The organism is Cellulosimicrobium sp. TH-20 (genome assembly GCF_002105775.1).
In the GTDB taxonomy this organism is placed as follows: domain Bacteria; phylum Actinomycetota; class Actinomycetes; order Actinomycetales; family Cellulomonadaceae; genus Cellulosimicrobium; species Cellulosimicrobium funkei.
Genome location: NZ_CP020857.1, coordinates 4164996 through 4191978, shown reverse-complemented (window position 1 = coordinate 4191978; position 26983 = coordinate 4164996). Strand labels below are relative to the sequence as shown.

28 protein-coding genes are annotated in these 26983 nt (G+C 73.5%); 22 read left to right on the top strand and 6 right to left on the bottom strand.

The annotated features are described in order from the left end of the window. Positions 1 to 35: 35 nt before the first annotated feature. Positions 36 to 1976 carry a phosphoenolpyruvate carboxykinase (GTP) gene (locus B8281_RS18700; protein ID WP_085388489.1) on the bottom strand — a complete coding sequence of 647 codons (1941 nt, stop codon included), beginning with the start codon at positions 1974 to 1976 and terminating at the stop codon, positions 36 to 38. A gap of 116 nt (positions 1977 to 2092) precedes the next feature. Here B8281_RS18700 and B8281_RS18695 point away from each other — a divergent pair, with 116 nt between their 5' ends. Beyond that, on the top strand, positions 2093 to 3589 hold the full coding sequence (locus B8281_RS18695) for an XRE family transcriptional regulator (RefSeq protein ID WP_085388488.1): 1497 nt from the start codon (positions 2093 to 2095) through the stop codon (positions 3587 to 3589). A 22-nt stretch (positions 3590 to 3611) separates the two neighbouring features. On the opposite strand, the gene B8281_RS18690 is transcribed toward B8281_RS18695, so the two are convergent. After that, a complete protein-coding gene (locus B8281_RS18690; RefSeq protein ID WP_043653783.1) occupies positions 3612 to 4682 on the bottom strand; it encodes a hypothetical protein in 1071 nt (356 codons plus the stop codon). Positions 4683 to 4843: 161 nt separating this feature from the next. Here B8281_RS18690 and B8281_RS18685 point away from each other — a divergent pair, with 161 nt between their 5' ends. The 12 genes from B8281_RS18685 (at position 4844) to B8281_RS18630 (ending at position 16292) form a co-directional block, all read left to right on the top strand. Further along, positions 4844 to 6100: a hypothetical protein gene (locus B8281_RS18685; RefSeq protein WP_085388487.1), complete on the top strand. Its 1257-nt coding sequence runs from the start codon at positions 4844 to 4846 to the stop codon at positions 6098 to 6100. Positions 6101 to 6152: 52 nt separating this feature from the next. Next, positions 6153 to 6368 (top strand): hypothetical protein, encoded by a 216-nt coding sequence (locus B8281_RS18680; RefSeq protein WP_043653789.1) that lies wholly within the window; start codon positions 6153 to 6155, stop codon positions 6366 to 6368. Positions 6369 to 6549: 181 nt separating this feature from the next. Continuing rightward, a complete protein-coding gene (locus tag B8281_RS18675; RefSeq protein WP_198163249.1) occupies positions 6550 to 8886 on the top strand; it encodes a chemotaxis protein CheW in 2337 nt (778 codons plus the stop codon). Next, positions 8883 to 9296: a chemotaxis protein CheW gene (locus B8281_RS18670; protein WP_061266653.1), complete on the top strand. Its 414-nt coding sequence runs from the start codon at positions 8883 to 8885 to the stop codon at positions 9294 to 9296. The genes B8281_RS18675 and B8281_RS18670 overlap by 4 nt, the downstream gene beginning before the upstream one ends. A gap of 56 nt (positions 9297 to 9352) precedes the next feature. Beyond that, the gene (locus tag B8281_RS18665; protein ID WP_085388485.1) at positions 9353 to 10969 is read left to right on the top strand and encodes a methyl-accepting chemotaxis protein; all 1617 of its coding nucleotides are present in this window, start codon (positions 9353 to 9355) and stop codon (positions 10967 to 10969) included. Positions 10970 to 11033: 64 nt separating this feature from the next. Next, a complete protein-coding gene (locus B8281_RS18660; RefSeq protein WP_085388484.1) occupies positions 11034 to 12641 on the top strand; it encodes a methyl-accepting chemotaxis protein in 1608 nt (535 codons plus the stop codon). Between the two features lie 63 nt (positions 12642 to 12704). After that, a complete protein-coding gene (locus tag B8281_RS18655) occupies positions 12705 to 13757 on the top strand; it encodes a chemotaxis response regulator protein-glutamate methylesterase (protein ID WP_085388483.1) in 1053 nt (350 codons plus the stop codon). Then, a complete protein-coding gene (locus B8281_RS18650; protein WP_043658116.1) occupies positions 13754 to 14566 on the top strand; it encodes a protein-glutamate O-methyltransferase CheR in 813 nt (270 codons plus the stop codon). Before B8281_RS18655 ends, B8281_RS18650 begins: the two co-directional genes overlap by 4 nt. Next, positions 14563 to 14946, top strand: coding sequence for a response regulator (locus B8281_RS18645; protein WP_021482437.1), 384 nt, complete (start codon positions 14563 to 14565; stop codon positions 14944 to 14946). The genes B8281_RS18650 and B8281_RS18645 overlap by 4 nt, the downstream gene beginning before the upstream one ends. Beyond that, a complete protein-coding gene (locus tag B8281_RS18640; protein ID WP_085388482.1) occupies positions 14943 to 15413 on the top strand; it encodes a chemotaxis protein CheX in 471 nt (156 codons plus the stop codon). The genes B8281_RS18645 and B8281_RS18640 overlap by 4 nt, the downstream gene beginning before the upstream one ends. Beyond that, positions 15410 to 15772, top strand: a complete 363-nt coding sequence (locus B8281_RS18635) for a response regulator (RefSeq protein WP_043658110.1) — start codon at positions 15410 to 15412, stop codon at positions 15770 to 15772. The genes B8281_RS18640 and B8281_RS18635 overlap by 4 nt, the downstream gene beginning before the upstream one ends. Before the next feature lie 31 nt (positions 15773 to 15803). Continuing rightward, on the top strand, positions 15804 to 16292 hold the full coding sequence (locus B8281_RS18630) for a hypothetical protein (protein ID WP_021482434.1): 489 nt from the start codon (positions 15804 to 15806) through the stop codon (positions 16290 to 16292). Between the two features lie 188 nt (positions 16293 to 16480). On the opposite strand, the gene fliW is transcribed toward B8281_RS18630, so the two are convergent. The 4 genes from fliW to B8281_RS18610 are packed head-to-tail and all read right to left on the bottom strand — an operon-like array spanning position 16481 to position 19670. After that, complete coding sequence (gene fliW / locus B8281_RS18625; protein ID WP_021483278.1) at positions 16481 to 16846, bottom strand: flagellar assembly protein FliW; 366 nt, start codon at positions 16844 to 16846, stop codon at positions 16481 to 16483. After that, the gene (flgL, locus tag B8281_RS18620; RefSeq protein ID WP_021483277.1) at positions 16846 to 17718 is read right to left on the bottom strand and encodes a flagellar hook-associated protein FlgL; all 873 of its coding nucleotides are present in this window, start codon (positions 17716 to 17718) and stop codon (positions 16846 to 16848) included. Before flgL ends, fliW begins: the two co-directional genes overlap by 1 nt. Positions 17719 to 17747: 29 nt before the next feature. Further along, on the bottom strand, positions 17748 to 19169 hold the full coding sequence (gene flgK / locus B8281_RS18615) for a flagellar hook-associated protein FlgK (RefSeq protein ID WP_085388481.1): 1422 nt from the start codon (positions 19167 to 19169) through the stop codon (positions 17748 to 17750). A gap of 12 nt (positions 19170 to 19181) precedes the next feature. Next, a complete protein-coding gene (locus tag B8281_RS18610; RefSeq protein ID WP_021483253.1) occupies positions 19182 to 19670 on the bottom strand; it encodes a flagellar protein FlgN in 489 nt (162 codons plus the stop codon). A gap of 205 nt (positions 19671 to 19875) precedes the next feature. Here B8281_RS18610 and B8281_RS18605 point away from each other — a divergent pair, with 205 nt between their 5' ends. The 9 genes from B8281_RS18605 (at position 19876) to B8281_RS18565 (ending at position 26979) form a co-directional block, all read left to right on the top strand. Further along, on the top strand, positions 19876 to 20676 hold the full coding sequence (locus B8281_RS18605; RefSeq protein ID WP_043658103.1) for a sigma-70 family RNA polymerase sigma factor: 801 nt from the start codon (positions 19876 to 19878) through the stop codon (positions 20674 to 20676). 152 nt (positions 20677 to 20828) lie between these two features. Then, positions 20829 to 21692, top strand: coding sequence for a flagellin (locus tag B8281_RS18600; protein ID WP_085388480.1), 864 nt, complete (start codon positions 20829 to 20831; stop codon positions 21690 to 21692). 131 nt (positions 21693 to 21823) lie between these two features. Next, positions 21824 to 22681: a flagellin gene (locus B8281_RS18595; RefSeq protein WP_085388479.1), complete on the top strand. Its 858-nt coding sequence runs from the start codon at positions 21824 to 21826 to the stop codon at positions 22679 to 22681. A gap of 231 nt (positions 22682 to 22912) precedes the next feature. Next, a complete protein-coding gene (locus B8281_RS18590; protein WP_085388478.1) occupies positions 22913 to 23767 on the top strand; it encodes a flagellin in 855 nt (284 codons plus the stop codon). A 111-nt stretch (positions 23768 to 23878) separates the two neighbouring features. After that, positions 23879 to 25255 (top strand): flagellar filament capping protein FliD, encoded by a 1377-nt coding sequence (fliD, locus tag B8281_RS18585; RefSeq protein ID WP_157446676.1) that lies wholly within the window; start codon positions 23879 to 23881, stop codon positions 25253 to 25255. A 26-nt stretch (positions 25256 to 25281) separates the two neighbouring features. Beyond that, on the top strand, positions 25282 to 25704 hold the full coding sequence (fliS, locus tag B8281_RS18580; RefSeq protein WP_021483132.1) for a flagellar export chaperone FliS: 423 nt from the start codon (positions 25282 to 25284) through the stop codon (positions 25702 to 25704). Then, positions 25694 to 26011 (top strand): hypothetical protein, encoded by a 318-nt coding sequence (locus B8281_RS18575; RefSeq protein ID WP_051028518.1) that lies wholly within the window; start codon positions 25694 to 25696, stop codon positions 26009 to 26011. The genes fliS and B8281_RS18575 overlap by 11 nt, the downstream gene beginning before the upstream one ends. Positions 26012 to 26240: 229 nt before the next feature. Continuing rightward, positions 26241 to 26585, top strand: a complete 345-nt coding sequence (locus B8281_RS18570) for a flagellar basal body protein (protein ID WP_021482579.1) — start codon at positions 26241 to 26243, stop codon at positions 26583 to 26585. Between the two features lies 1 nt (position 26586). Beyond that, entirely contained in the window at positions 26587 to 26979 is a 393-nt protein-coding gene (locus B8281_RS18565; RefSeq protein ID WP_021482578.1) for a flagellar basal body rod protein FlgC, read from the top strand. Positions 26980 to 26983 lie beyond the last annotated feature (4 nt).

Genomic DNA, 26983 nt, shown 5'->3' with positions numbered 1-26983 from the left:
GGCGCGCGAGGGGAGTGCTCCGCTCGGGTGCGGCGTCAGGCCCCGAGGCGGTCCCGCAGGCGCGCGAGCTGTGCCCAGAGCTCGTCGGGCACGCGGTTGCCGAAGGTGTCGAAGAACTCGGCGGTCAGCTCGGCCTCGGCGAGCCACTGCTCGGGCGAGACGTCGAACAGGGCGTCGAGGTCGGCGTCGTCCAGGTCGAGGCCGCCGAGCTCGAGCGCGCCGGGCGCGGGCAGCAGGCCGACGGGGCTCTTCACGGCGCCGCTGTCGGTGCGGACGCCGCGCGAGCGGTCGACCTGTGCCGCGATCCACGCGACGACGCGCGCGTTCTCGCCGAACCCGGGCCAGAGGAACCGGCCGTCGGCGTCCTTGCGGAACCAGTTGACCTGGAAGATCTTGGGGCGCTTCTCGGGGTCGAGGGAAGCGCCGACGCGGAGCCAGTGCGCCCAGTGGTCGGCCATGTTGTAGCCGCAGAAGGGCAGCATCGCGAACGGGTCGCGGCGCAGCGCGCCGACGGTGCCCTCGGCGGCGGCGGTCTGCTCGGAGGAGATGGTGGCGCCCATGAAGACGCCGTGCTCCCAGCCGTACGCCTGCGCGACGAGCGGGACGTTGGTCGCGCGGCGTCCGCCGAAGACGATCGCGTCGATCGGGACGCCGTCGGGGTCTTCCCAGGAGTCGGCGATCGTCGGGCACTGCGCCGCGGAGACGGTGAACCGCGAGTTCGGGTGCGCGGCGGGGCGGCCGGCGTCGGGCGTCCAGTCCTGGCCGGTCCAGTCGATCAGGTGCGCGGGCGGCTCGGGGGTCAGGCCCTCCCACCAGACGTCGCCGTCGTCGGTGAGCGCGACGTTCGTGAAGATCGTGTCGCGCGCGAACGTCTCGACGGCCGCGGGGTTGGTCTCGACGCCGGTGCCGGGCGCGACGCCGAAGAAGCCGGCCTCGGGGTTGATCGCGCGCAGGCGGCCGTCGGGGCCGGGGCGCAGCCACGCGATGTCGTCGCCGATGGTCTCGACGGTCCAGCCGGGGATCGTTGGTCGCAGCATCGCGAGGTTGGTCTTGCCGCACGCGGACGGGAAGGCCGCGGCGAGGTGGTAGGCCCGGCCCTCGGGCGACGTCGCGCGGATGAGCAGCATGTGCTCGGCGAGCCAGCCCTCGTCGCGCGCCATCGCGGACGCGATGCGCAGCGCGAAGCACTTCTTGCCGAGGAGGGCGTTGCCGCCGTACCCGGAGCCGTACGACCAGATCTCGCGCGTCTCCGGGAAGTGGACGATGTACTTCGTGTCGTTGCACGGCCACGGCACGTCCTCGGAGACCGCCCCGGTGTCGTCGACGAGGGGCGCGCCCACCGAGTGCACGGCGGGCACGAACGCGGCACCGGCGTCGATGAGGTCCATGACGGCCGTCCCGACGCGCGTCATGATCCCCATGCTGACGACGACGTACGGCGAGTCGGTGACCTGGATGCCGACCTGGGAGATGGGGCCGCCCACCGGGCCCATCGAGAACGGCACGACGTACATCGTGCGGCCGCGCATCGAGCCCTCGAACACGCCGCGGAGCTCGGCGCGCATGGCGTCCGGCTCGCGCCAGTTGTTGGTCGGGCCGGCGTCGACCTCCTCGCGCGAGCAGATGAACGTGCGCGACTCGACGCGCGCGACGTCGCTCGGGTCGGAGCGCGCGAGGTAGCTCCCGGGGCGCAGCTCCGGGTCGAGGGGCAGGAGCGTCCCGGCGTCGACGAGGAGGTCGGTCAGGCGCTGCTTCTCCGCCGCGGAGCCGTCGCACCAGACGATCGCGTCCGGCTCGGTGAGGGTCGCGATCTCCCGCACCCAGGCGCGCGCGTCGCGCGGACGAGGGTCGGCCGAGCCGCCTCGCTGCCCCGGCGACCGGTCCGTCGACAGCCCGGCGAGGTCGGTCTCGACGTCGTCGAGCAGCGCGGCCTGGCGGGTACGGCGGGTCTGGCGGGGGCCTGCGGCGGTGGTCATGGGTTCTCCTCGCTCGGCGGGTGGGCGGTGCTGTATCTCCAGCCTCACGCCGAACCGGCGTGGATTTCGCCTCAGAGTGCTGTGAAGATCGGTCGATCTTGACGTACTGTCAAGACATGGCCAGCACGACGTCGTCCAGCCGCCCCGGGGACCGTCCCGAGGCTCAGCCCGCGGCCCAGGCGGACCTCATCACGCTCGGCCGGCGCGTGCGGCACTTCCGCACGGCGCGCGGCCTCACCCTCGATGCGCTCGGCGAGGCCGTGGGCACCGCGCCCAGCCTGCTGTCGATGATCGAGAACGGGCGCCGCGAGCCGCGGCTGTCGCTCCTCCAGCAGCTCGCCCAGGCGCTCGACGTGCCGGTCACGGACCTGCTCACGGACGAGCCGCCGTCGCGCCGCGCCGCGCTGGAGATCGCGCTCGACCGCGCCCAGCGCGGCCCCCTGTTCGCGGGCCTCGGGCTGCCCGCCGTGAAGGCGAGCCAGAAGCTGCCCCTGCCGGTGCTCGAGAACCTCGTGGGCCTGCACGCCGAGCTCCAGCGCCGCGCGACCGAGGCCGTCGCGACCCCCGAGGAGGCGCGCCGCGCCAACACCGAGCTGCGCCTCGAGCGCCAGGCGCGCGACAACTACTACCCGGAGATCGAGGCGCTCGCCGAGGAGATGACGCGCAAGGCCGGCTACACGGTCGGCGCGCTCACCCACCGCACCGTCGCGCGCATGGCCGAGCAGCTCGGCTTCACCATCTGGCACGTCGACGACCTGCCGCACTCGACGCGCACCGTCACCGACCTGGAGAACGGGCGCATCTACCTGCCGCCCGCGTCGATCCCCGGCGGCCACGGGCTGCGCTCGCTCGCGCTCCAGGCCATCGCGCACCGCGTGCTCGGGCACGAGCGGCCGCGCTCGTACGCGGAGTTCCTGCGCCAGCGCGTCGAGATCACGTACTTCGCCGCGTGCTGCCTCATCCCGCAGAGCGCGGCCGTCGACTTCCTGGAGCGCCGCAAGCGCGAGAAGGACCTCGCCGTGGAGGACCTGCGCGACGCGTTCGGCGTCACCCACGAGGCCGCCGCGCAACGCTTCACGAACCTCGCGACCGTGCACCTCGGCATCCCGCTGCACTTCCTGCGCGTCGGCGACGACGGCGCGCTGTTCCGGGGCTACGAGAACGACGGCCTGCCCCTGCCCGCCGACGTCACGGGCTCGATCGAGGGCCAGATGGTGTGCCGCAAGTGGGCCGCCCGCGAGGCGTTCACGCGCCGCGACCGCGCGCAGGAGTCGTACCAGTACACCGACACGCCCGCGGGCACGTTCTGGTGCTCCACGCAGACCGGCACGACGACGTCCGGCCAGTTCTCCATCGCCGTCGGGGTGCCGTTCGCCTCGGCGAAGTGGTTCCGCGGCCGGGACACGACGGTGCGGCGGCAGTCGTCGTGCCCGGACGAGTCGTGCTGCCGCCGCCCGGCCGCGGACGCGGCCGCGCGCTGGGAGGACGCGTCGTGGCCCAGCGCGCGCATGCACCAGCACGTGCTCTCCGCGCTCCCGAGCGGCGCGTTCCCCGGCGTCGACGCGACGGAGGTCTACGCGTTCCTCGCGAAGCACGCCCCGCGGGACGCCTGACGGGGCGCCGGGCGAGCGCGCCTCAGGCGACCGGCCGGCCCGAGAGCGCCGCGACCTGCCGGTGCACCTGCGTCGTCTCGATCTCCGACCGCAGCGCGACGCGGTCGAGCCCGACGGCCGCCGCCTGCGCGACCGGGCCGAGCACCATGCGCAGGTCGGCGACGGCGTCGAGCGCGGCCCGCCTCGTCGTCGCCCGCTCGGCGCTCGCGGTCACGAGCGACAGCGCGAGCCCGAGGTCCTCGGCGACGAGCTCGCGCGGGGAGAGCAGCGTCGACGCGATGCGCGCGAGCGTGCCGACCTGCCGGCCGAGCTCGCGCGCGGTCGCCCGGCCGCGCCCCAGGCGGGCGGCGCGCTCGCCGAGCTCGCGCGCCACGAGCGCCGACGACGCGTCGCGCAGGTCCTCGACGTAGGTCCGGGACTCGCCCGGCCCGGCGAGGGGCCGGTGCACCCGGTCGAGCGACCACGCCGGGTCGCGCCCCTCGGCCTGCAGGTGCCGGTCGAGGTCCACCGCGTCGAGCGCGGCGTCGGCCGCGCCGGCGAGCCACGCCTCGACCCGGGCGACGTCCGCCGGGTCGTCGACGTCGAGCCCCACGGTCGACAGCACGTCGAGCCACGTCCCGGTCGTCACGTCGAACAGCGGGACGAGGTCGTGGTCCTCCGGCCCGGCGGGGCGCACGAACCGGTCGTGCGCCGGGTCGTGCAGCAGGACCCACTCCTGCCCGTCGAGCGTCACCGGGCCCGCCTCGGTGAGCTCGAGCACGACGCGCAGCGCCCACTCGTCGTACGTCTCGCCCCACGTCTCGCCCGTCACCGGGTCGCGCAGGACCCGCGGCGTGCTCAGGCGCTCGGGCAGCCACAGGAGCGGGTGCCACATCGCCTCGGGGCGCACGGTGGCCCACCGCCGCCGGCCCGCGGGCACGGTCCACGGCAGGGGGAGCGGTGACGCGGACAGGGGCGAGAGCAGCACCTCGCCGTCGGCCAGGCCGGCGAACGCCTGCCAGCGGTGCAGGCGGGCCACCGTCTCGATCGCGGACGAGGGGAGCAGGAGGCCCGCTCCCGGTCCGGCGTCGAACGTCCGGCGTCTGTGCTCCACAGGGGTCCTCTCGTCGTGGTGGTCTCCACGCCTATGCGGCGGGCGCGCGCGCCAACCTGCGCGCACCACCGCGCACGAGGCGGCGACGGTGTGACGGACATCACAGCGCTGCGGGGCTGCGAGCGGCCGATTTTCGCGCGGGCGCCGCACACACCCTCGCCATGCACACCTCGACCGTCGCCACCGACGTCCCCGCCCCCCGCACCCACGACCGCGCGAGCGACGAGCTCGACCGCCTGACGACCGACCTCGCGCTGCGCGTGCGCGCCGGTGCGCTCCCCGAGCGCGAGGCCCGCATGGCGGTCTTCGAGGCCGTCTTCCGGACCGGGATGATCCCGTCCGAGACGCTGCGCTACTGCCACCGGCACGACGTCGCGCGGTTCCTGCACGACGACATGGTCGAGGCGGCCGTCGACTTCTACACCCGCAAGCTCCTCGACCTCCCGAGCGCCGACGGCGCGACCGGTGACTCGACGGGACGCAACGGCACCAAGTTCTTCGACCTCGAGGTGTTCGCCGACGGCGCGAGCGCGGCCGGCTCCATCCGCCAGGCGCTCGGCGACTACACGCTCATGCACCGCACGCTCCTGCGCACCGTGCGCAGCGCGCGCCGGGTGGGGCAGATCGTGTCGACCGACCTGCTGGAGGGCACGGTCGACGACGAGGGCCGGCTCGCGGGCCTCCTGCACGAGCTCCCGGTCGTCCCCGACCCCGCGACCGACGTGGTCGACGCGGGGCGCTCCGCGCAGCTCGAGCAGCTCTACGAGACGCACGTGAGCGCGGCAGCGCGGCAGCGCGGAGTGCTCCGCACGCAGATCGACGCGGGCGCGATCCGCGAGGCGTTCGACCTGCCCGAGCTCGACCGCCCGCTCGACCCGGACGTGCGCGCCCGGATGCTCGGGTGGGTCGAGGAGGACGAGGACCTCGCGCTGCGCTCCGTCGTCGGGCTCCTCGCCCGGACGGACGAGCGCCGCGCGGTCCTGCTCGGCCGGCTCTGGGCCGCGTTCGACCGCGACAGGCTCTCGACCCTCGCCGACCACGAGTACGGCGCGCGGATCGCGGACCTGCTCGTCCGCGACGCGCTCGCCGACCGCGCGCGCCCCGGCCGGCCCGCCGTCTCCCGCACCCGCGTCGCCGTCAAGCAGGCCGTCGCGGGCTGCGGCGTGGACGCTGCCTGGGTCGCCGAGCTCACCGCCGTCTTCCTCGAGCACGAGCACGAGGCGCGCTCCGCGTGGGACCCCGACCGCGGGACCGGCGAGACGACGCGCGACGCGGCGCGCTACCTCGCCGCCCTGACGACGGCCGCGGCGCTGCCCGGCGCCCCGCTGGGCGCGACGCCGCTCGCCGTGCGCCGCGCGCTGGCGGGCCTGGTGGCCGCGGCCCGCACGGGTGGCCAGAAGCGCTCGCTCGTCGCATAGGACCTCACGACCACCGACGCGCCTCGCCCGCGAGGCACCGAGAGGAGACCCCATGGCCGCCGTCCCGGCACGCCCGCGCACGACCATCGCCGAACGCTGCGCCCCGCTGAACAAGGAGCTCGCCCGGCGCCGGTCCGGCTCGCCACTCAACCCGCGCGACGTCCACGAGCTCATCGCCTCGTTGGTCGAGGAGCTCGTCCTGCAGGGCATGACGCGCCCGGAGGCCGCGGGCCTCGTGAACCGCGCCGCGCAGAAGGCCACCGCCTGACACGACCCCGGACGACCCGCACCCCACGAGGCGGCAGCGCGTACCGAGAGTACGCCGTGACCGCCCGTGCCGAACGGGTCGGTCACCCGGGCACCCGCGGGGGTACCCGGGCCGCACGCCGGACACCGGCGACGAGACAGACACACGCCAGACATGGCGGGGAGGTACGGACGTGGACGAGATGGACGAGATCGTCCACGAGTTCCTGGTCGAGTCCTACGAGAACCTCGACCAGCTCGACCAGGACCTCGTGGCGCTCGAGAGCGACCCGTCGTCGCGCGCGCTGCTGAGCAGCATCTTCCGCACCGTGCACACCATCAAGGGCACGAGCGGCTTCCTCGGGTTCGGCAACCTCGAGCGCGTGTCCCACGTGGGCGAGTCGCTCCTGTCGGAGCTGCGCGACGGCGAGCGGGCGATGGACCAGCCGACGGCGGACGTGCTGCTCGCGCTCGTCGACACGCTGCGCGCCATCCTCGCGAAGGTCGAGTCCGGTGCCGGGGACGACCTCGACGTCGACCCGATGGTCGCGCGCATCGTCGCGGTCCAGGACGGCACGGCGGCGCCGGAGCCGGACGTCGCGCCCCCCGTCGCGGACGGTGCCTCGCCCGACGCCGCGGCCGGCACCGCGCCCGAGACCGACCCCGAGACCGCTCCCGAGCCGGAGCCGGAGCCCACGCCCGCGGCGGGCCCCGCGACCGAGCCGGCTCCCGCACCCGAGCCGGCTCCCACGCCCCGGACCGTCCCGGTGCTCGCTGCCGAGCCGGCGCCCGCACCCGCCGTCGGACCGGCGCCCGCGCCCGAGCCGGCACCCGAGCCCGAGCCGCACACCCGCAACGCCGCGGACGGCTCGATCCGGGTGGACGTCGACCTCCTGGACACGCTCATGCGGCAGGTCGGCGAGCTCGTGCTGGTGCGCAACCAGATCGACCGGATCGCCGGCGCGGGCGAGGACCAGGAGACCAAGCGGTCCGCGCAGCGCCTCAGCCTCATCGCGTCCGAGCTGCAGGAGGGCGTCATGAAGACGCGCATGCAGCCGATCGAGCACGTGTGGTCCAAGATGCCGCGCGTCGTGCGCGACCTCGCGAAGATGCTGGGTCGCGACGTCCGGATCGAGATGACGGGCGGCGACACCGAGCTCGACCGCTCCCTGCTCGAAGCGGTCAAGGACCCGCTGACGCACCTGGTGCGCAACGCCGTCGACCACGGGATCGAGGCGCCCGAGGACCGGCTCCGCGCCGGCAAGCGGCCCCATGGGCTCGTGACGCTGCGCGCGTACCACTCGAACGGCCAGGTCGTCGTGGAGATCACGGACGACGGCGCGGGCATCGACCCCGAGAAGGTCGGCCGCACCGCCGTGGCCAAGGGGCTGCGGACGGCGGGCGACGTCGCCGCGATGGCCCCGTCCGAGTTGCTCGACCTGCTGTTCCTGCCCGGCTTCTCGACGGCGGCGAAGGTCACGAACGTGTCCGGGCGCGGCGTCGGGATGGACGTCGTCCGCACGAACATCGAGGCCATCGGCGGCTCGGTCGACGTCGAGTCGACGGTCGGGACCGGGACGACGTGGCGCATGCGGATCCCGCTGACGCTCGCGATCATGCCCGCCCTCACGGTGATGTGCTGCGGCGCGGTCTACGCGATCCCGCAGGTCAGCCTCCTCGAGCTCGTCGCCCTCGGCGACCAGCACGGCGAGATCGAGCACGTCGGCACCGCCCCCGTCTTCCGGCTGCGGGGCACGCTGCTCCCGCTGCTGTCGCTCTCCGAGGTGCTCGGGCTCGACCCGGAGTCCGAGGGCCGCGTCATCGCGGTCGTCGAGGCCGACGACCAGCGCTTCGGCGTGATCGTCGACCGCGTCCTCAACATGGAGGAGATCGTCGTCAAGGCGCTCGCGAACCGCCTCAAGCAGATCGGCATGTACTCCGGGGCGACCGTGCTCGGCGACGGCGGGGTGGCGCTCATCCTCGACCTCCAGGCGATCGCCCGCAAGGTGCTCACGTCGGACGCCGCGGACATGGCCCGTGCGTACGCGCAGGACACGACGGAGAGCGCCACGACCGTCGAGCAGATGCTCGTCGTCGGGGCGGGGGACCGCCGCGTGGCGATCCCGCTCTCCGCGGTGACGCGGCTCGAACGCATCCGCGCCGCCACGATCGAGCAGGTCGGCTCGCGCGAGGTGCTCCAGTACCGCGGCGCGCTGCTGCCGCTCGTCCGGCTCGACCAGCTCCTGGGCGCGGCGGGCGGCCCGCCCGCGGACGAGCTCGACATCGTCGTGTACACCCGCGCGGGGCGCAGCATCGCGATGGCGGTCACGGAGATCTTCGACATCGTCGAGGACGACGCGCGCCGGCGCAGCGACATCGACGGCCACGGGCTCACCGGGTCGACCGTGCTCAAGGACCGCGTGACGGAGCTGCTCGACGTCCGCAGCGCCGTCCAGGCGGCGGACCCCGGCTTCTACGACGACCTCGACCCCTTCGACGCGACGGCCGAGAACGACCTGTCGCTGGCAGGTGCCCGATGACCACGCAGCAGCTCGTGACGTTCACGCTGGCCGACCGGCTCTGCGGGATCCCCGTCGACCGCGTCCAGGAGGTCCTGCCGGGCCGCGCCCGGACACGCGTTCCGCTCGCGCCCGACGACGTCGGGGGCCTCGTCAACCTCCGCGGGCAGGTCGTGCTGTCGGTCGACCTGCGGCGTCGCCTCGGCATGACGGCCCACGACGCGGACCAGATGATGGTCGTCGTCTTCGTCGGCGACGAGACCGTGAGCCTGCTCGTTGACACGATCGGCGACGTGCTCGAGGTCGACGCCGACCAGTTCGAGACGCCGCCCCAGACGCTCCCCGAGGAGCTGCGCGCCGTGATCCGCGGCGCGTACAAGCTCTCCGACCGGCTGCTGCTCGCGCTCGACGTCGACGCCGCGGCGTCCTGAGCCCGACCGGCTCGCCCCCCTTCCTCTTCTCGTCCCCACGTCCCCAGGAGCTCCTCATGTCCACGCTCGAGACCCCGCGGCCCGCCGCGCGCCGGCGTCGCTTCGCCGACTTCTCCGTCCGCACGAAGATCCTCACCGCGCTCGGCGTGCTCGCCGTCGTGCTCGTCCTCGTCGTGGGGTTCGCCCTGCAGAGCCTGCGGTCGACGTCCGACGACACGGCGTCGGTCGCGGGCGTCGCGAGCTCGCTCCTGCGCAGCAACGCGGAGGTGGACCACGGCACCCAGGAGGCGTGGCGGCTCACCTACCAGTACGACATCGTCCAGGGCGAGGCCCGCGAGCAGACCGTGGAGCAGATGGCCGCCACGGACGCCCTCGTCGAGGAGCAGATCGGCGTGATCGACGCGGTGCTGGCCGCCGACGGGGTGGACGAGCCGAACTGGAACGCGTTCAAGGCGAGCTGGGCCGAGTGGCTCGCCTACCGCGACGCGACGCTCATGCCGGCCGTGGAGGCCAAGGCGGTGACGCCCGAGATCCAGGCGGCCAACGACGAGATCATCGCGTCGTACCGGGCCTCGCTGGCGGCGTCCGGCGACGCGGTGTACGCCTACCTCGACACCGTCGCGGACGACGCCGCGGCGAAGGCCACGCGGGCCTTCCTCCTCATGATCGTCGTCGCCGCCGTCGGGCTCCTGCTCGCGGTCGTCGTGGGCGTGCGCGTCGCGAACGGCATCCGGCGCTCCGCCGGCACGGTCCAGCACGCGCTCGGCGCGCTCGCCTCGGGCGACCTCACCGTGCCGGCGCAGGTGGAGGCCCGTGACGAGCTGGGGCAGATGGCTGCGGCGTTGACGAGTGCGCAGGAGAACTTGCGGGGGATCATCGCGGAGGTGGCGGGGACGTCGGAGGCGGTGGCTGCGGCGACGGAGCAGCTGTCTGCGGCGGGTGCGCAGTTCTCGGCGTCGTCGGACGAGACGGCGGCGCAGTCGGGTGTGGTGGCGTCGGCGGCGGAGCAGGTGTCGCAGAACGTGCAGACGGTGGCTGCGGGTGCGGAGGAGATGGGGGCTTCGATCCGGGAGATCGCGCAGAACTCGAACGAGGCGGCGAAGGTGGCGAACAAGGCCACGGAGCGGGCTGCGGCGACGAACGAGACGGTGCAGAAGCTGGGGACGTCGTCGCAGGAGATCGGTGACGTGATCAAGGTGATCACGTCGATCGCGGAGCAGACGAACTTGTTGGCGTTGAACGCGACGATCGAGGCGGCTCGTGCGGGTGAGGCGGGCAAGGGGTTCGCGGTGGTGGCCAGCGAGGTGAAGGAGCTGGCGCAGGAGACGGCGAAGGCGACGGAGGACATCGCGCGTCGGGTGGAGGCGATCCAGGGGGACACGGTGGGGGCGGTGGAGGCGATCGGGGAGATCGCGGACATCATCGGGCGGATCAACGACTACCAGCTGACGATCGCGTCGGCGGTGGAGGAGCAGACGGCGACGACGAACGAGATGTCGCGGGGGGTGCAGGAGGCGGCGACGGGGTCGAGCGAGATCGCGGGCAACATCACCGGCATCGCCGCCGGCGCCTCGTCGACGGCCCAGGCCGTCGAGCAGATGAACGGGTCGATCGCCGAGCTCGCGCGCATGGCCGCCGAGCTGCGCGGCCGCGCCTCCCGGTTCACCTACTGACCTGCTGACCCCCTGACACCCACGCACCCACGCACCCACGCACCCACGCAGAGAGACGACCACGATGACCACGAACCAGCAGCAGGACGCGCCCCGACGCCTGTGGGGGGACCGCCCCGTCCTCGTCAAGATCCTCACGTCGGTCCTCGTGATGGTGGTGGTGACCGCCGTCATCACGGCCGTCGCGCTCGTCTCGATGCGCCAGCTGCGCTCGGACGCCGACGAGATGTACCGCAGCAACGTCACGCCGCTGCAGCAGCTCACGGAGATCCAGCGCGCCTTCCAGGGCGACCGCGCCCGCGTCATCCAGTACGGGATCGCGGACGCGGAGACCCGGGCGAGCCTCCTCGACGAGCTGGTGGAGCGCAAGGTCGACCTGGACGCTCAGATCGAGGCGTACCGCCCGAACGCGGTGAGCCAGACCGACGTCGACGCGCTCGTCGCCGCCCTGGACGCGTACTACGCGGCGGCCGAGGGCGAGCTCTTCCCGCTCGCGGACGCGGGCGACACCGCGGGCTTCGCCGCGTACTTCGACGGCACCGTCCGCCCCCTCACCACGGGCGTCATGGACGCGATGCAGGTCGAGACGGCGTCGCAGGGCGAGGAGGCGGCGGTGCTCGCCGAGGAGACGGACACGCTCGCGGCGCGGGCGCTGCTCGCCACGATCCTCGTCGCGGTGCTCGGCGCCCTCGCGGCGACCGCGCTGTCCTACGTCGTGGCGCGCGGGATCGCCCTGCGGATCCGGGCCGTGTCGAGGAGCCTGACCGCGCTGGGCGACGGCGACCTCACCGTGCGGGCCGAGGTGGTGGGTCGTGACGAGCTGGGGCAGATGGCTGCGGCGTTGACGAGTGCGCAGGAGAACTTGCGGGGGATCATCGCGGAGGTGGCGGGGACGTCGGAGGCGGTGGCTGCGGCGACGGAGCAGCTGTCTGCGGCGGGTGCGCAGTTCTCGGCGTCGTCGGACGAGACGGCGGCGCAGTCGGGTGTGGTGGCGTCGGCGGCGGAGCAGGTGTCGCAGAACGTGCAGACGGTGGCTGCGGGTGCGGAGGAGATGGGGGCTTCGATCCGGGAGATCGCGCAGAACTCGAACGAGGCGGCGAAGGTGGCGAACAAGGCCACGGAGCGGGCTGCGGCGACGAACGAGACGGTGCAGAAGCTGGGGACGTCGTCGCAGGAGATCGGTGACGTGATCAAGGTGATCACGTCGATCGCGGAGCAGACGAACTTGTTGGCGTTGAACGCGACGATCGAGGCGGCTCGTGCGGGTGAGGCGGGCAAGGGGTTCGCGGTGGTGGCCAGCGAGGTGAAGGAGCTGGCGCAGGAGACGGCGAAGGCGACGGAGGACATCGCGCGTCGGGTGGAGGCGATCCAGGGGGACACGGTGGGGGCGGTGGAGGCGATCGGGGAGATCGCGGACATCATCGGGCGGATCAACGACTACCAGCTGACGATCGCGTCGGCGGTGGAGGAGCAGACGGCGACGACGAACGAGATGTCGCGGGGGGTGCAGGAGGCGGCGACGGGGTCGAGCGAGATCGCGGGCAACATCACCGGCATCGCCGCCGGCGCGCGGGAGAGCGCGCGGTCGATGGAGCAGCTCAACGTCGCCGTCGGCGAGCTCGCCCACGTCTCGGAGCAGCTCGACGCCCAGGTCTCCCGGTTCCGGCTCTGAGACGCCGACCATGACGCCCACACCCCGCGCGGCCGGCGCGCGCCGCGCCCGAGGAGGCCGACCGTGATCCGCGTGCTCGTCGTCGACGACTCCGTCGTGATCCGTCGCCTCGTCGCGCAGACGCTCGACCGGGACCCCGAGATCACCGTCGTCGGCACGGCGGCCGACGGCCGCCTCGCCCTCGCGAAGGTCGAGCAGCTCGATCCCGACGTCGTCACGCTCGACATCGAGATGCCCGTCATGGACGGCATCGAGACGGTCCGGGCGCTCCGCGCGGCCGGCCGGCGCATGCCCGTCGTGATGTTCTCGACGCTCACCGAGCGCGGGGCGTCCGCGACGCTCGACGCCCTGACGGCCGGCGCCACGGACTACGTCACCAAGCCGAGCGGGAGCGGGTCGGTCCAGACCGCGCTCGAGCGCGTCGGCCTGGAGCTCACGCCGAAGATCAAGGCGCTCGTCCCGCGCGCGCCCGCCGCCCCGACGGCGCGGTCCGGCGGGGCGACGGCCGTGGTCCGGCGTCCCGCCCCGGCCCGACCCGTGCGCGCGGTCGTCGTCGGCTCCTCCACGGGCGGGCCGGAGGCGCTGCGGACCGTGCTGTCGTCCCTGACCACGCCGCTGCCCGTCCCGATGCTCGTGGTCCAGCACATGCCGCCGGTGTTCACGCGGCAGCTGGCCGAGCGCCTGGACCGCGCGGGACCCACGACCGTGGTCGAGGCCGCCGGCGGCGAGGTGCTCCGTCCCGGTCACGCCTACCTGGCGCCGGGCGGCCGGCACCTCGAGCTCGGCCGCCAGGGCACGGGCCTGACGACCCTCGTCACGGACGGGCCCCCCGTCAACTTCACACGCCCCGCCGTCGACGTCCTGTTCCGCTCCGCGGTCCGCACGCTCGGCGGCGACCTGCTCGCCGTCGTCCTCACGGGGATGGGCTCCGACGGCCGCGACGGTGCGGGCGAGATCGCCCGCGCCGGCGGCCACGTGCTCGCCCAGGACGAGCAGAGCTCGGTCGTCTGGGGCATGCCGGGTGCCGTCACGACCGCGGGGCACGCCCACGCGGTCCTTCCCCTCGACCAGGTCGCCCGCGCCATCGTCGGTGCGGCCGAAGGAGCGCACGCATGACCGTCTCGACCCAGTCGTTCGCCTACGTGAGCGACCTGGTCCGCAAGCACAGCGCGATCCAGCTCGCGCCGGGCAAGGAGTACCTCGTCGAGGCCCGGCTCGGGCCGCTCGCGCGCGAGAAGGGCCTGCAGGGTCCCGACGCCGTCGACAGCTACGTCCGCCGCTACCTGCGGGGCGGCTCCCCGACGGAGACCGTGCGCGTCGTCGAGGCCATGACGACCAACGAGACGTCCTGGTTCCGCGACACCTCGCCGTTCACCGCCCTGCGCCGGGCGATCCTGCCGGAGCTCGCGGGCGCGGACCTCAGCATCTGGTCCGCGGCGTGCTCGACCGGCCAGGAGCCGTACAGCATCGCGATGGTCCTGCGCGAGGAGCGGGTGCGGAGCTACCGGATCCTCGCGACGGACATCAACGCGCAGGTCGTCGAGCGGGCCCGGACGGGCCGGTACAGCCAGCTCGAGATCAACCGCGGCCTGCCCGCGCCCATGCTCGTGCGCAACTTCCGGCGCGTGGGCGCCGAGTGGGAGGTCGACCCGGCGCTGCGGGAGAACCTCACGTTCCAGCAGCACAACCTCCTCACGGCGCCGCCCGGGCCGCGGATGTTCGACATCGTCTTCCTGCGCAACGTGCTCATCTACTTCGACATGCCGACCAAGCAGTCGATCCTCGCCCGGCTCCGCAGCCGGGTGCGACCGGGCGGCTTCCTCCTGCTGGGGGCCGCCGAGACCACCGTCGGCGTCGATCCCGCGTGGGAACGGGTCGACGTCACGCAGGGCTCCATCTACCGACTCCGAGGAGGCAGCGCATGAGAGCGCTGATCATCGACGACGCCCGCGTGATGCGCCGCATCGTCGCCACGACGCTGAGGGATCTCGGCTTCGAGACCGCCGAGGCGGGTGACGGACGCCAGGCGCTCGACCTGCTCGAGGCGGGCGAGCGCTTCGACCTCGCGTGCGTCGACTGGAACATGCCGGTGATGGACGGGCTGCAGTTCGTGCAGGCCGTCCGCGCGCGCCGCGAGTGGCGCGACCTCACGCTCATGATGATCACCACGGAGTCCGAGCAGTCGCGCATCGTGCGCGCGCTCGCCGCCGGTGCCCACGAGTACCTCATCAAGCCGTTCACGCCGGACGCACTCATGGGCAAGCTCGACATGCTCGGGCTGCTGCCGACCAAGGAGCTCGCATGATCGACACCCGGGACACGCTCGCCCGGAGCGTCCTGCCCATCGCCCAGGACCTCTTCGCCGCCATGGTCGACGGCGAGCCGGGCCTGCTCGAGCCCGTCGACGCCCTCGGGGCGCCGATCCCCGACCCCGTGCACGCGTGGGTCGACATCGTCGGCCCGACCTCGTGGCGCACGCTCGTCGTGACCGCCCGCCCGACCGCGGACCGGATCGCGCGCGCGCTCCTCCAGCTGGACGACGACGAGACCGTGGGTCTCGACGACGTGCGCGACGCGCTCGGCGAGGTCGCGAACGTCGTCGGCGGGAACCTCAAGGGCATGCTCGACGGCGGCTCCTCGCTCACCCTGCCGGTGGTCGACACCACGGGCCCGGCGGTCGCGCGAGCGGCCGACCACGCGCAGGCGCTGCTGTGGCGCGGCGAACCCCTCGTCATCTCGTTGTGGACCTCGAAGGACGGAGAACAGCTGTGAGAGTCGTCGTCGCGGACGACAGCCGCGTGATGCGGCAGATCGTCGTCCGGACCCTGCGCCAGGCGGGGTTCAAGGACTGGGAGATCCTGCAGGCGGGGGACGGCGCCGAGGCGCTCGCCCTCACCCTGGCGGAGCAGCCGGACCTCGTGCTGTCCGACTGGAACATGCCGGAGATGAACGGCATCGACGTCCTGCGCGCGCTGCGCACCGCGGGGTCGAGCGTGCCGTTCGGGTTCGTCACGTCGGAGGGCTCGCCGCAGATGCGCGAGCTCGCGGACGCCGAGGGCGCCCTGTTCCTCATCGCCAAGCCGTTCGACGCGGACACGTTCGAGGACGTCCTGCGTCCCCACGTCCGTTGACCCGACGCACGTCCCCCCGGAGGAGCCCCCTGTGACCACGACCCCCCTGCCCGAGCTCAAGGAGATCCGCGACCTGTACGCGGGACTGGTCGGCCGCGGGTGCACGGCCGTGCGCGCGAGCGCGCTCCTGACGCCCGAGACGAGGCCGGGCGTCATCGCCGCGACCTACGTCAGCCACCGGGCGCAGGTCGAGGCGGTCGTCGCCGTCGACGTCCCGCTCGGTGCCCACCTCGGCGCCTCGATCGGCCTCGTGCCGCCCGGTCCTGCCCAGGACGCGGCGGCCGAGGGCACGCTGAGCGACGTCCTGCTCGAGAACCTGTCCGAGGTCCTCAACGTCACCGCCGCCCTCTTCAACGCGGAGGACGCGCCGCACCTCAAGCTCGCGGAGGTGTTCGACTCGACGCGCGGGCCGCTGCCCGGCGCGCCCGTGTCGTTCCTGCGCAGCACCGGTCGCCGGCTCGACGCGGAGATCGAGATCGCCGGCTACGGCGGCGGGGCGCTGACGGTGGTCCTCGCCTGACGGCGACGGGACCGAGACCCGTGCGGAGGCCGGGCCGGGGGCGCACGCCCCGGGCCCGGCCTCTCGTCGTCCCGGCTCGGTGCTCGTCCGGCACCGCACGGCACGGCACGACGACGGACAGCCACCCCGGTGCCGTGAGCGGCGCCGGGGTGGCTGTGGTCGGGGTGGGGACGCGGTCGTCCGCGAGGTCAGGCGGTGACGAGGGTCCGTCGCAGGTCGAGCCCCTGGCCGTCGAGGACGGACTGGACCGCGGCGCCCGTGTCGGGGTGCACGAGCACCGGCGCCATGAGGTTCGCGTGGACGCCGCCGGCGCGCACGCTCGCGACGACGAGCACGAGCGGGTCGGTGTCCTCGGCCCCGATGCGCGCGAGGTCGGACGACGGGATCGCGGGGGAGTAGCCGGGCACCCAGCGGCCGGGGTCGAGGACGAGCATCTCGACGCCCGGGGTGTCGAGCGCGGACAGCGTGTAGACGCCGTCGCCCTGCTCGGTGAGCAGCTCGAACCGGCGGGCCGCGAGGCCGGGAGGCGGGGTGACGAAGGTGAGCGTGGTCATCAGCGGAGGTAGTCCAGGAGGGAGGGCTGCAGGAGGGTGGCGCCGATGCTCAGGGTCGCCTGGTAGGCGACCTGCTTGAGCTGGAGGTCGATCGCGAGCTCGGCGAGGTCGACGTCCTCGATGGCGCCGCGGCGCGTCTCGAGCGAGGTGCGGTTGCCGAGGTTGGTGTCGGCGGCGCGCTCGAGCTGGTTCTGGCGCGCGCCGACGGTCGTGTGCTGGGTGAGGACCGCGTCGAGCCGCGCGTCGACGGCGGCGAGATGGCCGCCGCTGCCGTTGCCGGCGCGCAGGTCGGCCGCCACGGTGTCCAGCAGGGCGAACACCGAGCCGGACCCGGTGCCGAAGACGGCGGCGCCGTCGATGTCGACGCGGACCGTCGAGTCGACGCCGATGCGGCGCTCGACGGACGCCCCGCCGCCCGTGAACGAGTAGTCGTCGCGGAACGCGACCCCCTCGTCCGAGGTCCCGGCGAAGACGGTGCGCCCGAGGTACGTGGAGTTCGACTGGCGCAGCAGCTCGTCACGGAGCTCCACGAGCTCCGCGGCGACGGCCTCCCGGCCCTCCGTCGACGTCGTGTCCGACGCGCCCTGGAGGACGAGGTCGCGCACCCGCTGGACGATGTCGGTCACGGTGCCGAGCGTCGAGTCGAGCGTCGCGAGCCAGCCCTCGCCGTTCGCGATGTTGCGGTCGTACTGCTGCTCGGCCGCGAGGCGGCCGCGGATCGCGAGGGCGTCCGCCGCGGACGACGGGTCGCTCGAGGCGCGCGTGAGCTTGCGCCCCGAGGTGCCCTGCTCCTGGAGCTCGGCGATCCTCGCGAGGTTGGACTGCAGGCTCCTCGTGACGTACGAGGCCTGCATCTGGTTGGTGATGCGCACGGTTCTCCCCTTGCGGACCTGGTCGTGGGCTACAGCCCGACGCGGCCGGTGCGGTTGATGAGCTGGTCGAGCATCTCGTCGACGGCGGTGAGCACGCGGGCCGCGCCCTGGTAGGCGTGCTGGTACTGCATGAGGTTCACGGTCTCCTCGTCGAGCGAGACCGCGGAGTGCGAGAGCAGGTCGCTGAACGCCGCCGTGGACGCCGTGGTCGCGAGCTTCGCGTCGTAGCCGGCCGAGCTCGACTTCACGGCGAGCTGCGTGACGTGCGTCGACCACACCGCGTCGGGCCCGCCGGCGGCGCTGCCGAGCGCGGCGATGCGGTCGGCGACCGACCCGTCGAGGCTGCCCGCCCCGACGGCGGCGGTCGCGACCTGGCCGGGCGCGGTCACCGCGACCCGTAGGCCGGCGCCCGCGGACCTGCCGGGCTCGATCGCGAAGAACGCGCCGCCCGGCGTGCCCGACGGCGTCAGGCCCGTCGTGTGCAGCGCGTTGACCTGCGTGACGAGCGCCGACGCGAGCGCGTCGTAGCCCGCCGCGGCCTGGGCGTAGATCCCGCCGGACGACACCGGCGCGAGGGCCGACAGGTGCCCGGCGAGCTCGCCGCCCTCGAGCCCGACGGCCGCGCCCGGGCGGTGCGACCACTCGAGCCGCACCGCGTCGTCGGCCGCGCCGTCGAGCGTCGAGGACCCGACGAGCCGGACCTCGTTCACGTGGTGGCCGTCGACGAGGAGGTTCCCGCCCAGGAGCACGTTGACGGTGCCGTCGGGGTTCGTGCTCGTCTGGGCGCCCGCGAGGCGCGCCAGGTCGGCGGCGAGCTGGTTGCGCTGGTCGACGAGCTCGTTGGCGGAGCCGTTCTGGCCGGAGGCGTCGAGGATGCGCGTGTTGAGCGCGGCGATCTTGTCGGCGACCGTGTTGATCTCGGCCACGAGCGAGCCCGCGCTCGTGCGCGCCTGGCCCCACGCGGCCTCCACGCGGGCGCGGCCGTCGACGATCCGGTCGACGACGGCGCCGGCCTCCTCGACCACGACCCAGGCCTGGGCGTCCTTGCCGGGGGAGTTCGCGGCGTCCTGCCACGCGCCCCAGAACGACTGCAGCGCGGCGGACAGCCCGGTGTCCGAGGGCTCGCCGTGGATGTCCTCGACGGCCGTGAACGCCGCGGCGCGCACGCTCGCGTACCCGTCGGCGGACGCCGTCTGGCGCACGCGCGACTCGAGGAAGAGGTTCCCGAGCCGGGCGACGCCGTCGATCGTCACGCCCTGGCCGGACCGCGCGGACTGCGAGAGCCGCCCCAGGCCCATCTCGGTGAGCGGGGCCGTGGCCGACTGCTGCACGCGCTGGCGCGTGTAGCCCGGCGTGTTGACGTTCGCCACGTTCTGACCGGTGACGTCGATGCCCGCCTGGGCGGCGCTCATGCCACGGAAGGCGGTGTTGAGGATGGAGAACGAGCTCATGGGCGGGACTCCTTACAGCACCGTGTCGAAGAGGCGGGCGACGTCGGACCGGTCCGTGGTGGCGCCGGTCGCGTCGTAGGTGCGGGGCTCGCCGCCGAGCGTCGCGAGCGTCTCCTGCGTGGAGCGCGACGCGTGGTTGACGAACTGCGTGTTCGTGTCGCGGACGGTCTTGATCCGCACCGTCAGCTCCGTGAGGCCCGTGAGGTGGCCCTCGAAGATCTCGCGCCAGGGGCCTGCGGCCGGGGCGGCCGCGGCGATCTCCCGCAGCGTGGCGTCGGGCGCCAGGCCCCACTCGGCCGCGACGGTCTCGGACGCGACGGTGCGCACGAGGGTCGCCTCGCGCACCTTCTCCATCACGGTCTCGACCTCGCGGTTCGCGTGGGCGAGCCAGCGGGTGCGGCCGGCGGTGAGGAGCAACTGCTCCTCCTCGAGCTTGAACAGCAGCATCTCGAGCAGCTCGCGCTCTCGCCACAGCAGGGTCGACAGCTCCTGAGGGCCCAACGTGGCTCTCCCTTGTGTGCGCGGTGGTCGGTCGGGGCGGCGGGCAGCGCCCGCTCGAGACCCACTGTCGGCACGTGCGGTGCGGATGTGGCGGCTGATCCCCGCGCCCGCTGCATGGGAGAGGTCAGGACGCGGTGCCACCGCGTGCCTCACCCGCGTCTCCCGGTGCCGTACCGGGCCCGCCCCAGCAGAAAGGTGCTTCGGCGTGAACCTCTCCGAGCGCAACGCTCTCGTCGTCGACAACCTTGCCCTCGTCGGCTTCCTCGTCTCCGACCTGTGCGCGCGGGCCGACCACCTCTCGCGCGAGGATCTCGCGTCGGTCGGCGCCGTCGCCCTCACCACGGCGGCCACGAGCTTCGACCCGACCCGCGGCGTCCCGTTCGGCGCGTACGCGCGGCGCCGCATCGTGGGGGCGCTCGCCGACGAGCTGCGCTCGCAGGACTGGGCCCCGCGCTCGGCGCGCCGCCGCATCAAGGCGCTGACGGCCGTGACGGCGTCGCTCACCGCGTCCCTCGGTCGCGAGCCGACCGACGCGCAGGTCGCCGAGGCGATGGGCGTCGCGGTCGCGGACGTGCGCGCGGCCCGCGACGACGCCGGCCGCTCGATCGTGGCGATGGAGGACACCACCTACGACCACGTCGCGCTCGAGGCGCCGACCCCGGAGGAGCAGGTCCTGTCCGTCGAGGAACGGCACGTGGTGCGCGAGGCGGTGGCGGCGCTGCCGGACCAGCTGCGGCACGTCGTCGAGCAGGTGTACTTCGCGGGGCGCAGCGTCGGCGACCTCGCCGCCGAGCTGGGGATCAGCCACTCGACCGTCTCGCATGCGCGGATCGAGGCGGTCCGCCTGCTCCGCGAGGGGCTCGAGGCCCACTACTCGGGCCGCGAGGCGAAGGGCCCGGCCGCGCCGCTCACGGCCCGCCGGCGGGAGTACCTCGCCGCGATGGGCGAGCGCGTCGCGGGCGGTGCCACGCAGCGCTCCGCCTGGGCGGTGCCCGCGGCGTCGTGACCCGGGGCGCGACGGCGTCGACCGGTGTCGGCCGACGTCGGCCACGGTCGGGCCGCGGCGTCCGACAGTCCCCAGGAGCAGGCCGGTCGAGGTGACGGGCCGGTACCGGACGAGCCGGCCCGCCCGGGGCCGCGCGGGACAGGAGCGCACGCATGGGTCTCTCGATCGTGACGAACGTGGCGGCGACGACGACGTACCGCCGCCTCGCGACGACGCAGCGCGAGCAGGGCGCGTCGGCGGAGCGGCTCGCGTCCGGCCTGCGGATCACCACCGCCGCGGACGACTCCGCGGGCCTGACGACGGCGGAGGGCCTGCGGGCCCAGGCGAACGGCAGCGCCGTCGCGCAGCGCAACGCGGCGGACGCGGTCGCCATGCTCCAGACGGCGGACGGCGCGCTCGGCGGCATCCAGGGCATGCTCCAGCGCATGCGCGAGCTCGCGCTCCAGGCCGCGAACGACACGAACGGGCCGGACGCGCGCGCCGCGATGGAGGACGAGCTGTCGGCGCTCGCGCGCGAGGTGAGCCGGACCCACAACGAGTCGGCCTTCGCCGACCAGCTCCTCCTCGCGAGCGAGCCGACGGTGACCTTCCAGGTCGGTGCCGAGGGGGACGCCGCCTCGACGATCGCCGTCCAGCTCCCGCGGGTGACGTGGGCGGTGTCGTCGGTGCTCGTCGCGGGCGACGGCGACCTGCGCGTGAGCCTGACCGGCGCGGGGTACCCCGAGCTCGCGCACATGACCTCGCGTGCGGCGGTCGAGGCGATCGACCGCGCGATCTCGCGCGTCTCGGAGGAGCGCTCGCGCATGGGCGCGACGATCAACCGGCTCGACCACGCGGCGCGCGTCGCCGGCAGCACGGGGGAGAACCTGCGCGCGGCGGAGTCGCGGATCCGGGACGCCGACCTCGCCCAGGAGCTGCGCGACGGCGCGCGCCTGAACGTGCTGGCGCAGGCGGGGACGGCGATGCTCGCCCAGGCCAACCAGGCGCCGTCGTCGGTGCTGCAGCTCCTGGGCTGAGGCTCCTGAGCTCCCGAAAAGTGACGCAGGTCACTGGCCACGACGTGGCGGTGGGTGCCGAGAGTGCTCGGTGACCGGCCCACGGATGGGCTGGGGGATCATCCACTCGCCCGTCTCACGGAGGACTCATCATGGGCTTCAGCGTCAACACGAACGTCTCGGCACTCAACACGTACCGGAACCTCACGAGCACCCAGAACAGCCAGAGCAAGTCGCTGGAGAAGCTGTCGTCGGGTCTGCGGATCAACCGTGCGGCGGACGACGCCGCGGGTCTGTCGATCGCCGAGGGTCTCAAGGCCCAGGTGAACGGTTACAGCGTCGCGGCGCGCAACGCGCAGGACGGCATCAGCGTCGTGCAGACGGCGGAAGGTGCGCTGGGTGAGGCGCAGTCGATCCTGCAGCGCATGCGCGACCTGTCGGTGCAGGCGGCGAACGACACGAACAACGCCGACGCGCGCACCGCCATCAGCTCGGAGCTGGGCGAGCTCGCGGACGAGCTCGACCGGATCGTCGACTCGACGAACTTCAACGGCATCGACCTGCTCAAGTCGACGGCGACGGACCTCACGGTCCAGGTCGGCGCCGAGGGTGCCGGCGGTGGCAACACCATCTCGATCGACCTCACCACCAACGACCTGCAGGGCATCATCGAGGCCGGCGTCTACGACGCCACCAACGGCGGGACGTCGCTCAACGTCGCGACCGCCGCCGGTGCGCAGGCCGCGATCGAGACGATCGACACGGCGCTCAAGGCCGTGTCGACGGCTCGCTCGGGCCTGGGTGCGACGCAGAACCGCCTGGAGTACGCCATCTCCAACATCAACGTCGCGACGGAGAACCTCACCTCCGCCGAGTCGCGCATCCGCGACGTCGACATGGCCAAGGAGATGATGAACTACTCGCGCACCAACATCCTGTCCCAGGCCGGCACCGCGATGCTGGCCCAGGCGAACCAGGCCAGCTCGGGAGTCCTCCAGCTCCTCGGCTGATCCTGACGGCCGCGCGGCCGGTCCCGCGCGGCCGTCCCCACCGACGGCGTCGCACCGGAGCACCCGGTGCGGCGCCGTCGTGCTGTGCGCACCGCGGGCGCCCCCCGACGGGACGGGGAACTCGTCGAAAGTCGCCCCCACGACGTGGCGGTGGGTGCCGAGAGTGCTCGGTGACCGGCCCACGGATGGGCTGGGGGATCATCCACTCGCCCGTCTCACGGAGGACTCATCATGGGCTTCAGCGTCAACACGAACGTCTCGGCACTCAACACGTACCGGAACCTCACGAGCACCCAGAGCAGCCAGAGCAAGTCGCTGGAGAAGCTGTCGTCGGGTCTGCGGATCAACCGTGCGGCGGACGACGCCGCGGGTCTGTCGATCGCCGAGGGTCTCAAGGCCCAGGTGAACGGTTACAGCGTCGCGGCGCGCAACGCGCAGGACGGCATCAGCGTCGTGCAGACGGCGGAAGGTGCGCTGGGTGAGGCGCAGTCGATCCTGCAGCGCATGCGCGACCTGTCGGTGCAGGCGGCGAACGATACGAACAACGCCGACGCGCGCACCGCGATCAAGTCGGAGCTCGACGAGCTCGCGGACGAGCTCGACCGGATCGTCGACTCGACGAACTTCAACGGCATCGACCTGCTCAAGGCCAGCGCGACCGACCTCACGGTCCAGGTGGGCGCCGAGGGCACCGGTGACGGCAACACCATCACCATCGACCTCACCACCAACGACCTCCAGACGGTCATCGAGGCGGGCGTGTACGCCGCCGCGGGCGGCAGCTCCCTCACGGTGGACACGGCGGCGAACGCGCAGGCCGCGATCGAGACGATCGACACGGCGCTCAAGGCCGTGTCGACGGCTCGCTCGGGCCTGGGTGCGACGCAGAACCGCCTGGAGTACGCCATCTCCAACATCAACGTCGCGACGGAGAACCTGACCTCCGCCGAGTCGCGCATCCGCGACGTCGACATGGCCAAGGAGATGATGAACTACTCGCGCACCAACATCCTGTCCCAGGCCGGCACCGCGATGCTGGCCCAGGCGAACCAGGCCAGCTCGGGAGTCCTCCAGCTCCTCGGCTGACCCTGACGGCCACCCGGCGGGCGGCACGGACCGCCCTCCGCGCCGTCCGCCGGGTCTTCTCCGCACCACGTCCCCAGCACGTCCCCCGTCCCACACCTGGAGGTGATCCGCGTGGGCATCTCCTTCACCGGGCTGTCGAGCGGTCTCAACACGGCAGACCTCGTCAAGCAGCTCATCGCCGTCGAGTCGATCCCGCAGCAGCAGCTCCAGGCCAAGGTCAAGGCCGAGCGCTCCGAGATCACCGCGCTCCAGGACCTCAACACGCGCGTGGCCGCGCTCGCGAAGCTCGCCAAGGAGCTCACCGCCGGCGACGCGCTCGCGCTCTTCACCGCGAAGGGCTCGTCCGACGCGGTCTCGGTCGCCGCCCGCGCCGGCGCCTCCCCGGGGAGCATCGACGTCGTCGTCGACGCCGTCGCCACCGCGCAGAAGTCGGTCACCGCGACCCTCACGACGGCTCCCACCACGCGCTTCACCCTCACGGACGCCGCGGGCGAGCACACCGAGCTGACCGCGGCCTCCACGTCGCTCGACGACGTCGTCGCGGCGATCAACCGCGCCGACGCGGGCGTCACCGCGGTCAAGGTCGGCGCGGGCACCGACGCCGCGACGGGGGAGAAGCTCTACCGCCTCCAGCTCACGGGCGCCGCGACGGGCGCCTCGGGCGCGTTCTCGTTCCACGCCGGGATCGCCGCCGAGGTGGACGCCGGCACCGCGACAAACCTGCTCGCCGCTCCCGGCGCGGCCACCGTCACGGCGGCCGCCGACTCCGTGGTGCGCCTCTGGGCCGGCACCGCCGCCGAGCAGACCGTCACCTCGGCGTCGAGCACGTTCACCGACCTCCTCCCCGGCATCGACGTCACCGTCTCGAAGGCGTCCGCCGACCCCGTGACCGTCACCGTCGGCGAGGACCCCGAGGCGCGCGCGAACAAGGTCCGCAGCCTCGTCGACGCCGTGAGCGCGATCCTCGCGCGCATCGGGACGCAGACCAAGGTGACCATCGGGTCCGACGGCTCGACCTCCGGCGCGACGCTCGCCGGCGAGTCCATCGTGCGCAACGCGCGCCAGTCGCTGCTCGGCGCCGTCACGGACCCGGTGGACGGGGCGTCCCTGTCGTCGATCGGCATCGAGATCACGCGCTACGGCGAGGTCACGTTCGACGCCGAGAAGCTCTCGGCGGCCCTCGCCGCCGACCCCGACACGACGATGAGCACGTTCACGCAGGTCGCGACGCGCGTCCAGAAGGCCTCCGAGATGCTCTCCGACAAGTACGACGGCCTCCTCACGACGTCGGTGAAGAACCGCGAGACCCAGGCCACCCGCCTGGACGACCAGATCGCCCGGTGGGACCAGCGGCTCGAGCAGCGCTTCAAGCGCCTCACCGCGCAGTACACCGTCATGGAGGTCCAGCTCGCCAAGCTCGACTCGCAGCAGCAGTGGCTGACGGGCCAGCTCGCGACCCTCATGCCCTCCTCGTCCTCGAAGCGCTGAGCCGCACCTCCCGCGAAGGAACCGCCGTGACCCACCTCGCCCGGAGCGCCTACGGGCGCGACGCCATCCTCACCGCGTCCCCCGCGCGCCTGCTGACGCTGCTCTACGACCGTCTCGTGCTCGACCTGCGCCGGGCCGAGGCCGCGCAGGGCGAGGAGCGGTGGGCCGCCGCGTCCGAGCAGCTCCTGCACGCGCAGGCGATCGTGGCCGAGCTCATGGGCTCGCTCGACACCACGGTCTGGGACGGTGCCGAGGACCTCATGGCCCTCTACGTCTACGTCCACGAGGCGCTGGTCGCCGCGAACGTCCACCGCGACATCGGGCGCACGCACGAGGTCCTCGAGATCGTCGTGCCGCTCCAGGAGACGTGGCGCCAGGCCGCGGAGGTGCTGCCCGCCGGGCACGGGAGCGCCGCGGCGCACGGCGGTGGAGCGACCGGTGTCGCCTGACCGCGCGGGCACGCTCACGGCCTGGGCCCGTGCCCTCGACGAGCTCGACGCGATGGCGTCGGTCGCGGGCGAGCACGCCGGCGAGACGGCCGTCGCCCACCTGGCCGCGTGGACCCCTCCGACCGGGCTGGGGCGGCTCCCGGCCGAGCTCGTGGACCGCGCGCTCGAGGTCCTGGTCCGCCAGGCCGACGTGGTGGACCGCCTGCACGCCGCCATCGTGGAGAACCGGCGGCACTCCCGTGCCCTGACGTGCGTGCCCCGCGCGCACGACTCGACCGCGGCGGCGTACCTCGACGTGAGCGCCTGACCCTCGCGACACCTCCGGCCCGGCGGCGCTCCCGGGCGAGTGCGGCTCACACGTCGCGACCCTGCATAGGGGTCGGGTGAGCACACGACCGACCGCGCAGCACGCGTCCCCGCTGCGCGCGCACGACGCACGGCGGCCCCTCGGTCGTCGGCAGCTCAGGGTGAGCACGGACCGCTCCCCCCGCAGGCCATCGGACGGCCGACACCGACGACGTGGGGAATCCGCGACCGTGTTCGACTCCGTCACCTCCGTAGCGATCCAGAGCGCGCTGGACGGGCTGTCCGCCCGGCAGAGCGCCATCGCCGAGAACGTCGCCAACATCAACACCCCGGGCTACACCGCGAAGCGCGTGCAGTTCGAGGAGGCGCTGGCGGCCTCCGTCGCCGACGGCGACGCCCGGCGCACCGCCTTCACCGTCGACCGCTCGCTCGAGCCGACCCGGCTCGACGGCTCGAACGTCAACCTCGACACCGAGACCGTCTCGAACGTCGACACCGTCCTGCGCTACCAGTTCGCGACCCAGGCCGTCGGCGGCGAGGCCGCCGCCCTGCGCGCGGCGATGCGGACGGCCTGACATGACCTACGACGCTCTCGGCATCGCCGGCACCGGCCTCACCCTGCACCGCAAGTGGCTCGACGCCGTCGCGGACAACCTCGCCAACGTCAACACCGTCACGTCGACCGACGACGCGGCGTTCCGCGCCCGCTACGTCCTCGCCACCGAGGGCGGCGAGAAGAACCCCGGCGCGTACGTCGCCGGGGCGGCGTGGGGGAGCGCGGAGGGTCGGCTCACGTACGAGCCGGACCACCCGCTCGCGGACGAGGACGGCTACGTGCGCTACCCGGACATCGACATGTCCGAGCAGATGGGGAGCCTCATCCTCGCCCAGCGCGGCTACCAGGCGAACGCCGCCGTGATCGACCGCGCCAAGACGGCCTACGAAGCAGCACTCCAGATCGGGAAGTGATCCT